At 38.6% G+C, this 15,072-nt stretch carries 8 protein-coding genes; 6 read left to right on the top strand and 2 right to left on the bottom strand.

Annotation, left to right across the window (positions count from 1 at the left end):
- Positions 1-7: 7 nt before the first annotated feature.
- The 3 genes from AC0UMU_RS03275 to AC0UMU_RS03265 are packed head-to-tail and all read left to right on the top strand — an operon-like array spanning position 8 to position 6,657.
- Positions 8-3,337 carry a SusC/RagA family TonB-linked outer membrane protein gene (locus AC0UMU_RS03275; protein ID WP_288641776.1) on the top strand — a complete coding sequence of 1,110 codons (3,330 nt, stop codon included), beginning with the start codon at positions 8-10 and terminating at the stop codon, positions 3,335-3,337.
- A 15-nt stretch (positions 3,338-3,352) separates the two neighbouring features.
- The gene (locus AC0UMU_RS03270) at positions 3,353-5,293 is read left to right on the top strand and encodes a SusD/RagB family nutrient-binding outer membrane lipoprotein (protein WP_288641779.1); all 1,941 of its coding nucleotides are present in this window, start codon (positions 3,353-3,355) and stop codon (positions 5,291-5,293) included.
- Between the two features lie 41 nt (positions 5,294-5,334).
- Positions 5,335-6,657, top strand: a complete 1,323-nt coding sequence (locus AC0UMU_RS03265) for a glycoside hydrolase family 99-like domain-containing protein (protein WP_278716163.1) — start codon at positions 5,335-5,337, stop codon at positions 6,655-6,657.
- A gap of 171 nt (positions 6,658-6,828) precedes the next feature.
- Here AC0UMU_RS03265 and AC0UMU_RS03260 read toward each other — a convergent pair whose 3' ends face one another.
- Together AC0UMU_RS03260 and AC0UMU_RS03255 are read right to left on the bottom strand one after the other, a co-directional pair.
- Complete coding sequence (locus AC0UMU_RS03260; RefSeq protein WP_009317720.1) at positions 6,829-8,472, bottom strand: diphosphate--fructose-6-phosphate 1-phosphotransferase; 1,644 nt, start codon at positions 8,470-8,472, stop codon at positions 6,829-6,831.
- A gap of 195 nt (positions 8,473-8,667) precedes the next feature.
- Positions 8,668-9,978 carry a hypothetical protein gene (locus AC0UMU_RS03255; RefSeq protein WP_288641783.1) on the bottom strand — a complete coding sequence of 437 codons (1,311 nt, stop codon included), beginning with the start codon at positions 9,976-9,978 and terminating at the stop codon, positions 8,668-8,670.
- Between the two features lie 224 nt (positions 9,979-10,202).
- On the opposite strand from AC0UMU_RS03255, the gene AC0UMU_RS03250 reads away from it, so the two are divergent.
- The 3 genes from AC0UMU_RS03250 to AC0UMU_RS03240 all read left to right on the top strand — a co-directional run bounded on the left by AC0UMU_RS03250 (position 10,203) and on the right by AC0UMU_RS03240 (position 15,034).
- Positions 10,203-10,904 (top strand): iron-sulfur cluster assembly scaffold protein, encoded by a 702-nt coding sequence (locus tag AC0UMU_RS03250; RefSeq protein ID WP_009317717.1) that lies wholly within the window; start codon positions 10,203-10,205, stop codon positions 10,902-10,904.
- 18 nt (positions 10,905-10,922) lie between these two features.
- Positions 10,923-11,933 carry a GGGtGRT protein gene (locus tag AC0UMU_RS03245; protein WP_009317716.1) on the top strand — a complete coding sequence of 337 codons (1,011 nt, stop codon included), beginning with the start codon at positions 10,923-10,925 and terminating at the stop codon, positions 11,931-11,933.
- 740 nt (positions 11,934-12,673) lie between these two features.
- On the top strand, positions 12,674-15,034 hold the full coding sequence (locus AC0UMU_RS03240) for a leucine-rich repeat domain-containing protein (RefSeq protein WP_278715506.1): 2,361 nt from the start codon (positions 12,674-12,676) through the stop codon (positions 15,032-15,034).
- Positions 15,035-15,072 lie beyond the last annotated feature (38 nt).

Raw genomic sequence — 15,072 nt, 5'->3', positions numbered from 1 at the left:
TATAATTATGGAAAACAATAGAGAATGTGAAGATCGGATGACGGTTAGACGTCCGTTCCGAATGAGTTTTTTTGCTCTGATCTTTGCACTGATTCTTTCCTCTTTTCAGACATTGTCTGCACAAAACCGTAAATTAGAAGGTACGGTATTTGATGAGCAAGGAGAACCTGTGATTGGTGCGACGATACGGGATTTGTCATCGAAACGGACAACAACAACTAACATCGATGGAAAGTTTACGTTACAGATTCCTGAGAATGCCACGATTAATGTGACATATATCGGATGTGTACCGCAGAACATTACAGTCAATTCTAAAACGACTTTCTTGAAAATCACGTTAAAACCGAAAGTTCAAGAGTTGGAAGAAACAGTTGTGACGGCTTTGGGTATTCGTCGTGATGCTAAATCTTTGACTTACGGACGTCAGACCGTAAAGATGGATGATGAAATGACCCAGACCCGTGATGCGAACTTGTTGAATATGTTACAGGGTAAGGTTTCGGGGGTTCAGATTATATCGGGAGGAGGTCCAGGTAGTTCGACTCGTGTAGTTATACGTGGTAATAACTCTATTACGGGAAACAATCAACCATTGTATGTGATCGATGGTATCCCTATTATGAATGATATGGGAGAAAATGGTGAACTCGATTATGGTAATGCTGCTGCCAACATCAATCCGGATGATATAGAAAGTATAGAAATTCTGAAAGGTGCAAATGCATCGGCTTTGTACGGGTCAGACGGTGCGAACGGTGTTATTTTGATTACGACGAAAAAGGCTCAGGCTCGTGCAGGCTGGGGTGTCTCATTCTCTTCTAACGTGCAGTTGAGTCGTCTGTACCAATATCCGGCATATCAGAATATTTATGGTTCCGGTATGAATGCCGAAATTAATCAGAATGCATTGAATATGACAGGTAAGAACGGATTAAATACTACCTATAATCCTAATTTGCCTTGGGGAATATTTAACTTGACATCTCAAGATGCCAGTGACCGTAGCTACGGTTTACCTATGTTAGGTTTCCCGATTATCGGACGTGGAGGAGAGCTTCGTACTTACTCTCCGAATAAAAATAATATTTCGGATCTTTATAAAACCGGTATTGCCTGGACAAATTCTTTGTCTTTTGATAAGGTAACGGATAAAGCTTCGATACGTTTTTCTTATACCGTATTAACAGCTAATGATGTAGTGAAAGATTGGAATGAACGTTCCCGTCATTCGTTCAATTTGCGTACACAATCTAAATTGACCGATCGTTTGACAGCCGATGTCAATGCAAGCTATACATACGATGCCATGGATAATCGTGGGTATCGTAATTCATCGAGTCGCAATCCGCTATATATATTGGGAAATTTACCTCGTGATACTTCGATCGGAGAATTGATTCCTTGGAAAGACGGAGAAGGAAAACCATATAACTTGAATGGTGGGTTTACTAACCCGTACTGGTTGTTATATGAATTGCCGAACCATGATACGAAACATTGGTTTATGGGGAATATCACATTGAATTACCGTATTTTGAATTATTTGAATTTCCGTTTGCGTATTGCTACCGATTTGCAAACTGCCAGAGGATGGGAATATACCAATATGTATAGCCAGTTCGATACGGACGGTCAGTTCAAAGAGTTCTCTCAAATGGCTCAGAATAACAATATCGAGGCGATGTTGAACTTTAATAAACGTTTTAAGAAAGACTGGAATCTGACAGCATCCTTGGGTTATTCATGGCAGAATCGGAGAAATGAGCGTACAAATTTGACTGTAGGAACGACTTCTCAACCGGATATGCCGAGTTTGGCAAATAACGGAGCTATTTTGGTCGGAAACGACAGCTATGATGGTAAAGAGAAAGTTTCTGTATTTGCGATGGCCAATGTCGGATATAAAGATATGGTCTATTTAGACGGTACAGTGCGGAATGACTGGTCTTCTACTTTGTCTCCCGGAAATAATTCTTATTTCTATTGGTCAACGGGATTGAGTTTTATATTGACTCAGGCTTTTGATATTCCTAAAGAAATATTGACATTCGGAAAATTACGAGGATCTGTCGCTACGGTTGGTAATGATGCCCCGTTCGATTCATTATATGACGGTTTGAATCTTTCGAGTACATACTTGGGGATGCCTTATTATATGACAGATAATATTCGTAAAAATCCTAATTTGAAACCCGAGCAGACAACGTCTTATGAGGTAGGTGCCGATTTCCGTTTTTGGAACAATAGGATCTCTGTCGATTTTACTTATTATTGGAAAAGTACGACAGATCAGATCATGCGGGCGAGTGTATCTTCTGCATCAGGCTATAAAGAACGTTTTGTAAATGCCGGAGAGATTCAAAACCGAGGAGCTGAGTTAACCGCTTCTATTACTCCGGTAAAAACGAAAAATTTTGAATGGACTACAATTTTCAATTGGTCGAAAAATAATTCGAAAGTCGTTTCTTTAACTCCGGGGGTAGATCGTTATCAGGTGCGTGCTGCCGGAGCAGATGGCTGTATCAGTTATGTTGAAGTGGGTAAACCCTATGGTCAGATGTATGGTACAGATTGGCAACGAGATGCTGCGGGCAATGTTATTGCAGATGTTTCTGGTAAGCCTCTTGAACAAAAAGATGTATATATCGGATGTGTCGAACCTGATTTTTTAGGAGGTTGGAAGAATCAGTTCAGATATAAAGGTTTTGATTTCTCATTCTTATTTGACTTTAAAAAAGGTGGGTTGTTCTATTCTGAGACTGCTTATAAAGCGAATAATATGGGTAACAGTATAAAGTCTTTGGAAGGTCGTGATGAATATTTTTTCTCTAAATGGGTATTGGATGAGAGTGACCAGGAACGTGCCGGTTATTTGAGACCTACGGATGTTCCTTTCCCGGCTGATGCTCAAGCTAATCGTGTTCCGTATATGGATGGTGCTCGTCCTAAAGGGGTATATTTCCCCGGACGTGTATTTGAAGCAAGTATCGAAGGTTTGGGCGGACAGCCGGTTGTCAATGACTGGGTGAAGCCGGACGTAATGTTTTGTCATATATCCGGACGTAATGCCAAGATGAACACTTATGATGCGACTTATGTGAAATTGCGTGAAGTTGCTTTGGGATATACCTTCCCGAAAAAGCTTTTGCGAAAAACTCCTTTTCAGAGTTTGAGACTGTCGGCAGTCGGACGTAACCTGGCTATTCTGTTCCAAAATACTCCACAAGGAATCGATCCTGAAGCGACTTCTACAACTGGGAATGGTCAAGGTTTTGAACAAGGCTATCCATTGCCTACTGCAACTTATGGTTTTGACTTGAAAGTAACTTTCTAAAATATAGAGATGAATATGAAAAAAATAATGTATTTATTAGCCGGACTTTTGTTTTTTACGGGAGTTACTTCTTGTGAAGACCGCTTTGAGGAGGCTAATACAAATCCTAATAAGATATACAATGTTCGCTTGCAGGATGTGTTTCCGGGGACAATCTACAAGAGTCTTGATTGTATGGCGGAGTTGAATTATAACTACTTTATGTGGTTTTCTCGCTATTCGTTCCTTACTTTCAGAGGTCCGAGCGATAAAGATAACACGAGCGGTGCATTTACTAAGATGTATGTCGATATTTTAAAGAATCTGCAGATCGGTATTGATAGAGAAAAAGATATACCTGAAGCTATAAATAGAGTGCAGATCGCTCAAATCTGGAAAGCATACGTATATTACTTCATGGCCTCTTCTTTCGGTCCTATGCCTATGCAGGATGCTTTGAATGCCGATTTAAATGAGTTCCGGTATGATTCCGAAGCTTCGATTTATACAGAAGTGCTGAATATGCTCGATGATGCGATTAGTAAGATCGATTTGAATAAGGACGGTTTTGAAAAGGATCCGGTGTATTATGCTTCTGGAAATAAGAGCGATATGACTCGTTGGTTGAAATTTGCCAATACGTTGCGCCTTGAAGTGGCAATGAATACACAGAGTGCAATTCCTGAACGTTCGCTTCAGGCTATTCAGGCAAGTATGGGACGGGAAGATCTGTTGATGTCGACAGTAGAAGATAATATGTGCCCGAAATGGGGAACTCAGAAAGATGTCGATGTATCTTGGTATTATACTCGTTTTTTGAAAGAACTTGATACAAAGCCGAATAATATCGATTCTTATCCGAATGTCAACCTCTACTTCTTTATTTGGCTGAGGTCTTTCAATGATCCGCGTTTGGAAGCGTATTGTCAGAAAACGTTTGATTTTGAAGATCGTTTTGAAGTACGTGATACATTGTTCCGTCAAAGTGTAATTGAGGGACATGAATTGATGATGGACTCTATGATTGTTACTTACAAAGTTCCGTATTGTCCTCGTGAAGAGTATTCTCCGGTTACGACAGGTGCGTGGGAAGTAGGTACTTATGACGGTGTCAATAAAATTCCAAGCCCGTTTTCAAGTGCCAATGTTAGTAGAGACACTTATTCGAAAGTTGCTTATGATCTTGTTAAAATGGATGCATTTCATCCGATTTTGACAGCGGCAGATGCCAACTTTCTTGCTGCCGAAGCTAAAATTAAATATGGATTGGGTGCAAAATCTGCTGAAGATTATTATAAAGCCGGTATTATTGCGTCGTTCGACCAATGGGGAGTATCGGGCGCTTCCGATTATTATGAGCAAGATGGTGTGAAATGGAATACGAACGGAGAAGGTATATATGATTATCAGGGTATTTACAAGGTTGAAGTTAATGGAGAAGGCGGTGATGAAAACCACTTGGAGCAAATATGGAAGCAACGTTATTTAGCTGATTTCTTTAATGGCCATGCTGCGTGGACTTTGGAACGTCGTACAAGGGTGATGAATTATCCTCCTTATTTCTATGCTTCTGTTAATAATTTGCCGGAAGGTTCGAAAACGACTTATGATTATATTCCGGAACGATTGGTTTATCCGACAGAAGAACTTACTAAAAATAAGGTGCAATATTATAAGGCTATCGATTTGTTGCAAGCCAATTCGCCGCAATCATCGCCTATTTATCATTGGGGAGATAACTTTTTCACTTTATTGCAATTTGCAAAAACATTCGATACTGCAGCCGGAGACGCAAAATGGGCAAGGGGTACAGTTGTATACAGCTCTAAATTTGCGCAAAAATGGTATGGTAAAGATTGGGATCATTTCTTGGAAGGCGTAAAGAAAGAGTTTCCGGCAATCAAGGATACTACGGAATTTGGCAAGTATATCGATATGAAGGTGATTAAACAAGTTGAGTTTACGCCCTATTGGTAATATATATTTGTATAAGTTAGAACACATAAAATCAATATAGAATGAAACGAAATAGTAAAATAGGATTGTATCTCTGTGCCGGATTATTGATGTTTTCTTCTTGTGCGAAGGATGACGGACCCAGTATAGATGATTATTTTCTGAATTATGAAATTCCCGATGTTGAGCCGCCTGCCGGTCTACAGTTAGGAGCTTATTATATGAATTTGGGTAGCGGTGGTCTTAACGCAGAGAAATATGCACGGTTGAAACAACCTTTAGATTATGCTAACTCTATTTTAGGAGCGAATGTCATACCGATGTTGTCTTCTGTGAATTATCCGGAGGAAGGATCTAAAGCCACAGATGCTCCTTATCCGATGAACCCGAATAATGAGGAGTTTATCGCTATAGCTCAGCAGCAAGTAGATTGGGCATTACAGGCGGGACTGGACTTTTTCATTTTACCGAATTGCAATACTTCGATGGGTAAATATCCTAATGTGTTAGGAGATACTGCATTCGTTAATGTGGTGACAGGACGTCGTGATGTAACCGGAAAGGCGGCGAATGATCCGGCTTGTGGTGCTCTTGTCGATTTAAAGGGACTGAAGTACGTGATTTCGGTGAATATGAATAATTTTAATAATCAGCCGACGGCATTGAAAGCCGAAGAGGGCGGGCGTGTTGAAGAGGTGCAAGATGTGGTTTCTACTCGTCCTTTGAAGTATCAGACTCGGCTTCAGCGTTTTAATGATATCTTTAAGCGTATTGCCGATTATTTTAGTGATCCTAATTATTTTAAGGTTGACGGGAAACCTATGGTTGTTATTATTGCTGCAGATAAAACCCATTCTTTAGATAGCAAGAAGCTATATGCCGATATGAGGGCTTATGTGAAAGAAGAAAGAGGGTATGATATGTTCTTGGTCGCCCGTCAGGGAGCTTTTACGCCTCCGGGACGCTATCAATATTATTTTGTGGGCAATGTAGATGCATTGTGTTGTGAAACGATGTATAAACAGACTAATTATAACCGTTCGCAAATGTACCCGCAACTGATAGACCAGAACTGGGCTTATTTCCAGAGTTTCTTGTCCAGCAACTTCGGGCACGAATTTATTCCGACAGTTTCTCCTGCATTTAATTGGTATGTAGAGAATCTGCAGAATTATGCTCAATACCCGTTGGTCGTTCGTAATAAAGATACGTTTAAAACATTATGTAATGTGGCAAAACGTAATTTGGGCAGACATCCTATCGTGTTTGTCGATTCGTTTAACGATTGGAATACCAATACAGCGATAGAACCTACCGATCCGGCTTACGGTGATGGCTATGGAACAGAATATCTTGATTTCGTAAGGGCACAGTTTAAGAGATAAAGGAAGTATAATATGTTTTGAGAAAAATGCGGAGGATATTTTTATTCTCTGCATTTTTTTATGATCAGACCGGTTGTTTAAAGAAATGGAATAACAGGCTTTTTTATATAAAAAACGAGTCTCGTTTCAATTAAAGAAACGAGACTCATTTTTATATAAGAATAATAATCTTTAGGCTTGTTCCAATTTCAATGTTTCTGTCGGTTGGTCGCAAACTTCTGTCGGTCCGAAGTATTGGATCGGTCCGGGATAAACATAGCAAGTCTCTTTAGCCCATTGTTCGCGCTGTGCTACAAAATGTTTAAAAGGTGCACCATCCAATTTTACCAATGCTTTTTGTATAACCGGTTTCATTTCTCCGTGGCGGCGTTCCATATTCATCATCATGGTTACAGGAACACCTCCTGCAATCCATTGATCTGCAGGTTTTGTAGTATTACGTACCGAAGACATGTATCCGGTCTTACCTTCACCGATCAACATTGCCGCTGTGTATCCTAATGAGTAGCAGTAGTCGGCATCGAAGTTAGAAGGAGCAGCGCAACGACCTTCGTATCCGAAGAAATGATGTTGAGCAGCGAATTTGCCGTTATATTTGCCTTCAGCTTTCCATTCGGCCAATTTTTTGCTAACCATTTCTGAAAGTAATTTTTCAGTTTCGATCAATGATACTTGGACGTTTCCGTGCGGATCGCGGTCTAATGATAATTGACGGGCGACACCTTCGGGAAGGCTTGCATAAATAGCCGAATTTTCGGAAGAGAGGTGATTGATGATATAATTTCGTTGTTCTGATTTTTTAATCATAGCAAATTCATTGCTATTGTGTGCAAGGAAGTCGTTCAATTCGGCGATAAGTCTTTTCATGGCCGGAATGAATTCGATCAATCCTTCAGGGATAAGAACAGTCCCGAAATTATTACCTTGTGCTGCACGATCGGCAACGATCTTTGCAATATATGTCACAACATCGTCTAATGACATGTTTTTGGCTTCTACTTCTTCTGAGATGATACAGATATTTGGTTGGGTCTGTAATGCGCATTCCAAAGCAATATGAGAAGCCGAACGTCCCATCAATTTAATAAAGTGCCAATATTTTTTTGCAGAGTTGCAATCACGTTGGATATTTCCGATAACTTCGGAATAAACTTTACAAGCCGTGTCGAATCCGAAAGATGTTTCTATCATTTCGTTTTTGAGGTCTCCGTCGATTGTTTTGGGACAACCGATTACCTGTACACCCGTATTGTTTTTTTTGTAGTATTCTGCCAATACGCAAGCATTGGTATTAGAATCATCTCCTCCAATAATAACGAGGGCTTTGATATTTAATTCTTTAATAATTTGTAACCCTTTGTCGAATTGGTCTTCTGTCTCGAGTTTTGTACGACCTGAGCCGATAATGTCGAAACCACCGGTATTCCGATATTCATCGATAATATCTTGGGTCAATTCGATATACTTGTGATCGACTAGACCTCCCGGTCCTAATAAAAATCCGTATAAACGGGAGTCTTTGTTCAGCGCTTTTAATCCGTCGAAAAGTCCTGCAATTACATTATGACCTCCGGGAGCTTGTCCACCCGAAAGTATAACTCCTGCATTAATTGCCGGGTAATTTTTTACTTCATTGCTTTCTATGAACGATAATACCGGCATTCCGTAAGTATTGGGGAATAATTTCGCAATAGCATCTTGGTCAGCTACAGACTGAGTCGGAGCTCCTTCTTGGATTTTGAGAGACCCTTTAAGCGCTTTAGGCAACTTCGGTTGATAAGCTGCACGAGCTATTTGCAGAGCACTTTTTTTCATTGTAATTGAGAATTTATTTGTGTTAATAATTAAAACTACTGTCAATCTTACAAAAGCGATACAAATTTCGTCAATTTTTTTCAGAATGCAAAAAGAGCTTTTATCAATTTGACAAAAAATAAAGATAAAATCGATTGCACATTGTAGTGATATGCGACCGTTTTAATCATGGATATGATGAGATACCATTGAAATTTATCGGTTATTTTTTCCGATGCTGAACGTATATCCGATAGAAAGGTTGAATTGTGTCCGTAATTCCATCGGTCTGTCTATACTTTCGGTAAATGGGAGATAAGTGTTTATTTTTATGGGAATTTGATACTTTCCTTTATTAATAGATATTCCGGCTGAAGCAATTATCCCGACAATATAGTGAGGATATTCCATCGGATTGATGTTGTGTCCTAACTCTCGAACAGATATGTCGAGTTTATTTTTTACCGGAATATATACTTGTTGATAAAATCCTATTTCGAGTAGAGGTTGTATTTCCTTTTTCACCATCAATCTGCCTTCTACACTGATTTGATTATATATCCCTAAAGTACGAAATAAGTAATGGTATTCTATATCGTGATATGTTTTTAGTCCTGTAACGTTTCCTTCATTATCTGTGAATTCATATCCGGGATGATAAAATATTTTGTCGTAATAGGTGTTTTTTTTAGCATTCAGATAGAACAGACCAAGTGCGACATTTAATCGAAGCCTGTCTGTGAATTTATTAAGGCTGCGGCTATATGTCACTCCGACATGTGCCATGGGACAGAGAAAATTTTCTTGTTTTGGATCGAGCAGATCTGTTGTACGTCTTTTTTGAAATCCGAAACTTGTGAAACAAGTCAAAAATTGAGAAGGTCTTTTATGGGGTTCTTTATATATGACACAATCTTTGTCTGTACATACGAGGTCATGATATTTTTTGAACAGAGCGATCATCTTATCTTGGTTATAACTTGATTTAGGTATATCGTTTTTCAATTTCTCTATTTGATTTATAAAAAGGCTGGCCAATTTCTTGTCGTTTCGTTTCGATTCCAGTTGGTCGTTGAAAATATCAGCCGGACAGATTATCTCAACCCAACTGTCTTCTTTCGGGATTTCGGCTAAGAATGCTGTGACGATAGGCCCGAATGATTTTCGATTATTCATTTCTTTCGAATAATCTATTTGTGCGCAATATAAATTGATAATTCCTTCCAATAAACATTCTACGAAATATTTTCCGTTGAGATGAGCTGTTTTTATATTTTTACTTTGAAAACATAGTCCGTCATCGTATTGATATGAGATCAATTCGTTCGGAGTATAGTTAAATTCTGGAGATCGCATGTCTTTTTTAAACAAGCATTTTTCTTGATCTTCCATGCTTTTCCGATAGGCGATATATCCTTTTATTGTGTCATTTTGGGTGGTGACAACATATCCCGACTTCCATTCTTTGTTTGCCGCAAATAAAATTTCGGGAATGAAAATTAACAGAACTGAAATTAATTTTTTCATGATGTAGTTAGTGTGTGAATAGTAATGTGAATGTAATACAAATGTATAAAAATATTGGGTTTATTCAATAATATTTATCTTAAATTTGATTGATGATGATAGATTGATGCCAATTACTCTGATTTTTCTTCAAATATATATGTTGTTAAAATCGGGAAAAGTTCTAACTTTGCGGTGCTTATAAAAGGCTTTAAATTTTCATTAAATAAAAAGAGCGAATTATTATGATCTATTCACACGAAGTAGAACACATGTGTGTTGTAAAGAAAGGACCTAATCATGGTCCGGCTCCTATACCTGAAGAAGGTAGATGGGTGAAAGCCAAAGAAGTGATTGATATTTCAGGCTTGACTCACGGTGTGGGGTGGTGTGCTCCGCAACAAGGTGCGTGCAAACTGACTTTGAATGTAAAGGACGGTGTAATTCAGGAAGCCCTGGTAGAAACTATCGGTTGTTCGGGCATGACTCATTCAGCTGCTATGGCATCTGAAATTCTTCCCGGGAAAACCATTTTGGAAGCATTGAATACCGACCTTGTATGTGACGCTATCAATACGGCTATGCGTGAACTTTTCTTGCAAATTGTTTACGGACGCACTCAGTCAGCTTTCTCTGAAGGCGGTTTGATGATCGGTGCAGGGTTAGAAGATCTCGGTAAGGGTTTGCGTAGTCAGGTAGGTACTTTATATGGTACTTTGGCAAAAGGCCCTCGTTATCTTGAAATGGCGGAAGGTTATATTAAAACTATCGCTCTCGATAAGAACGATGAGATTTGCGGATATGAATTTGTTCACCTCGGAAAATTCATGGATGAGATTAAGAAAGGTACGGATGCCAATGAAGCTTTGAAAAAAGTGACCGGCACTTACGGACGTTTCACTGAAGAACAGGGTGCAGTTAAACATATTGATCCACGTCACGAATAATATAGGGAGGAACAGATAATGATTAGAGAAGTAAAATTTGAAAGTCAAGACCGTCGTATCAAACAGATTCTTGCTGCATTGAACGAAAACGGAATTAAAGATATCGAAGAAGCAAATGCTATCTGCGAATCATATGGTCTCGATCCTTATAAAACGTGTGAGGAAACTCAGCCTATTTGTTTTGAAAATGCGAAATGGGCTTATGTCGTAGGCGCTGCTATCGCTTTGAAAAAAGGTTGCAAGAATGCGGCAGAAGCAGCAGAGGCTATCGGCATAGGATTGCAGGCGTTTTGTATTCCCGGTTCTGTTGCCGATGATCGTAAAGTAGGTATAGGACACGGTAATTTGGCTGCAATGTTATTGCGTGAAGAAACTAAATGTTTCGCATTTTTGGCTGGTCACGAGTCGTTTGCTGCGGCTGAAGGTGCTATCAAAATTGCTGCAAAGGCCGATAAAGTACGTAAAGAACCTTTACGTTGTATTTTGAATGGGCTTGGTAAAGATGCTGCACAGATTATCTCTCGTATCAACGGATTTACCTATGTTCAGACTCAGTTCGATTACTATACCGGAGAGCTGAAGGTGGTTAAAGAAATTGCATATTCCGATGGTCCTCGTGCCAAAGTAAAATGCTATGGTGCTGACGATGTTCGCGAAGGTGTGGCTATTATGTGGAAAGAAGGCGTAGATGTGTCTATCACAGGTAACTCTACCAACCCGACCCGTTTCCAACATCCGGTTGCCGGAACATATAAAAAAGAACGTGTATTGGCAGGCAAACCTTATTTCTCTGTTGCTTCAGGTGGCGGTACGGGGCGTACCTTGCATCCTGATAATATGGCTGCCGGTCCTGCATCTTACGGTATGACGGACACAATGGGCCGTATGCACTCTGATGCTCAGTTCGCCGGTTCTTCATCAGTTCCCGCTCACGTAGAAATGATGGGCTTCTTGGGTATCGGTAACAACCCGATGGTAGGATGTACAGTGGCTTGTGCGGTTGATGTTGCTACTGCTTTGAGTAAGTAATTAACAATACTATTTTATAAAGAATCCTTATAACTTCTCAGTTTATAGGGATTCTTTTTTTGTTTATTTGTAGATAAAGAGTAGTGTTGTTTTCTTAAAGTTGTCTGAATTTTCTAATAAAAAATATTATTAGGTCATCTTTACGTTTTCTTTTAGTCTGTAATGGTGTTGATGTTTTTTTCTCGAGAGGAGAATTGACTATTCATGTTGATTTCTCTCGAAACTGATCTAAGTAGAATTTAGTCGGTTTTTTTAACTAATAATCTTGAGTCAATAAATAAATTTTCAATTCGTAGTAGTAAAAGAATGAAAACATAATTCTGCATAAATGGTGTATATTTTATCATTTTTCTTGATAAAATAGTTGCTGCATAGCATATATTACACAAAAAAATATGTTTTTGATAAGAAAAGAAATAAATTTATTATATTTGTAGCCGTTAGGCTTGAATGTTTATGCTGGGTTAGCGTATTTTTATGCTAATATTTTATTATATATAAGGTGAATCGTCCAATTAATTGAACGTTAATCTGGACGTTTTTTTTATCAAGGACATTTTTTCTATTAGCACTTAAGAAATTACATTTCAGGACAATATCCTCTTTTCCTCACCAACACAATATCTTTCTTCCACAATCCAAATAAACGTTCGTTAATATAGACATCTGTGGACTATAAGGTTTTAAATAGGATTTTGATAGTGTTAATTTTATTCTTAAATAACTAAAACTTAAGGCTTATGAAAAGATGTTTACTCTTATCTGCTTTATTATGTCTTTTTTCTATTGTACATATGTATGCAGAAACTACTACGCCTTCTATTACATTGACTACGACTAAGACTGATGTGATAGAAATGAAATTCGGTTGTCGAACAGCTCACACGATCCATATTGATTGGGGAGATGGAAAACTTGTCGAAACAGTAGAAATTGCTGATTCAGCGACGGTTTATCCAAAAGCTTCTTCTGCAGCAATTTATCCTACTACTGTTACCGGAACTCCTGTAAATGGTGGAGAAATAAAGATTTATGCAGATGATATCAAGTTTTTTGTTATTGATGCAGATCAGCAAGTTACTGAATTGGATGTGAAAGGTGCAAAAGATTTGGGATATATTAAAGTTAATAAGAATAGTATTACGGCAATTGATTTATCTAAAAATAATCAATTGGAATATGTGAATCTTGACGATAATAAACTCGAAACCCTTACTTTGGGAGATGCTCCTAATTTGGAGCAAATTGTTGCAACCGATATGTCGATAGCTAAGATCAAGTTGACAGGATGTCCTAGTCTTGTAAATGTAAATCTTGCAGATAATAAGATTACTACGATCGATGTAAGCAAGAATACTAAAATGACGACATTAGCGTTGACGAATAATCTTTTGACAGAGATTGACTGTTCGGCATGTGAAAGTTTAAAATATCTTCGGTTGTCAGGGAATAGATTCGCAGCTGCGAATTCGGTAATTTTCCCGACATCAAGTGCCAATCTAACACAAGTTTTATTGAAAGATAATTATTTTAAATTATCTACTTTGCCTGTTACGACAGCCAGAACTTATACTTATTATCCGCAAAATCCGTACCCGTCTCCTAAAGAAATAGCGTTGGGCGGAATTATTGACCTTTCTTCAGAATTGAAATTGCAAGGACTTTCTACACAAGAGGAAACCACGACTTATACATGGCGTAAAAAAAGCGATAATGCCGAGTTGGTTGCCGGAACAGATTATACAATAGAAAGCGATGGTATATTTAAGTTCGACAAAGCATTGTCCGATAGTGTGTATTGCGTTATGGCAACAAATGCTTTCCCTAAATTTACTTCCTCGAACCTTTACAGAACAGAATATTCGGCTGTCGTTTCAGATCCGACAATTACATTGAGTACTACCAAAACCGATGCTATTGAATTGATGGTCGGTTGTGCCACAGGGCATAAAATATTTATCGATTGGGGAGATGGTGCACCGGTAGAAACGGTAGAGATAAACGATTCGCTTACTGTTTTCGGACAGGCAACAATGAAACCGACAACGATTACGGGAACACCCAAGGGAACAATAAAAGTTTACGGAAGCGATATTCTCTATTTTGGAGCTGATGAACAGGAACTGACTGCACTCGATGTGACTGCAGCTACTCGGTTAGGTGTTCTGAAAGTACCTACAAATAAACTCGAAAAATTGGATGTTACGAATAATGCAGAATTATATTATATCTATGCAGAAGAAAATAATTTGTCGAAGTTGGATGTAACAAATTGTTCGAAATTATTCTGGTTGACGGCAAAAGGGAATAATCTTGCTTCGATAGATTTGACAGCTTGCCCCGATTTGTATAACTTAGATTTGAGCACCAATCAGTTATCTACCATCGATTTGTCGAATTGCAATGCATTGGGAACATGTCGGATATACAGCAATCAATTGGAAAGCATTGTTATGCCGAGTGAAGGTGTTGCACCTAAGACAATGATGGATGTTAAGAATAACCGATTAACGATTTCCACACTTCCGAAAAAGACCGAAGGCATGTCTTCTGCCACTCGTCTTACTTATGCACCCCAAGCTCCGTATGTATTGCCTAAGGATATTACTGCGGGAGAAACAGTCGATCTCTCTTCAGAATTGAAGGCTATCGGAGTATCTGACAAAGAAGAAACCACGACCTATACATGGAAGTTGAAATCTTCGGGAGAGGCATTGCAAAAAGATGTAGATTATAGAGAACAAGACGGAGTATTTACGTTTACCGGAACGGCGCTTTTGGATAGTGTATATTGCGTTATGGCAACAGCGGCTTATCCTAAATTTACGGGTACTGCAAATATGTTTAAAACAACAAATGTTCACATTACTGTCCCTGCGGGAGTAAAAGGAAATACAGTAAGTGACAAAATCGTAACTACCGGAAACGGCTTGATTAAAGTATTGAACGTCGCAAATAATGATATGATTGAAATATTCTCTCTGAATGGAGCTTTAATTACAGTGCGTAAAGCATCCGAAAATACGGAGACTATAAAAGTTGTACCGGGTTCATATATTGTTAAAATCGGCGATAAACGTTGTTCTGTAATAGTTCCGTAAAATAGAGGAACATATAGATGAAAAAAAACGGGAGATAC

The organism is Coprobacter fastidiosus, from assembly GCF_982245605.1.
This window is presented reverse-complemented; position numbering and strand designations above follow the sequence as displayed.

Excerpts from the sequence above, each read along its gene's own strand:
- AC0UMU_RS03275 (WP_288641776.1), top strand. The coding sequence starts at position 8 with ATGGAAAACAATAGAGAATGTGAAGATCGGATGACGGTTAGACGTCCG.
- AC0UMU_RS03270 (WP_288641779.1), top strand. The coding sequence starts at position 3,353 with ATGAAAAAAATAATGTATTTATTAGCCGGACTTTTGTTTTTTACGGGA.
- AC0UMU_RS03265 (WP_278716163.1), top strand. The coding sequence starts at position 5,335 with ATGAAACGAAATAGTAAAATAGGATTGTATCTCTGTGCCGGATTATTG.
- AC0UMU_RS03260 (WP_009317720.1), bottom strand. The coding sequence starts at position 8,472 with ATGAAAAAAAGTGCTCTGCAAATAGCTCGTGCAGCTTATCAACCGAAG.
- AC0UMU_RS03255 (WP_288641783.1), bottom strand. The coding sequence starts at position 9,978 with ATGAAAAAATTAATTTCAGTTCTGTTAATTTTCATTCCCGAAATTTTA.
- AC0UMU_RS03250 (WP_009317717.1), top strand. The coding sequence starts at position 10,203 with ATGATCTATTCACACGAAGTAGAACACATGTGTGTTGTAAAGAAAGGA.
- AC0UMU_RS03245 (WP_009317716.1), top strand. The coding sequence starts at position 10,923 with ATGATTAGAGAAGTAAAATTTGAAAGTCAAGACCGTCGTATCAAACAG.
- AC0UMU_RS03240 (WP_278715506.1), top strand. The coding sequence starts at position 12,674 with ATGAAAAGATGTTTACTCTTATCTGCTTTATTATGTCTTTTTTCTATT.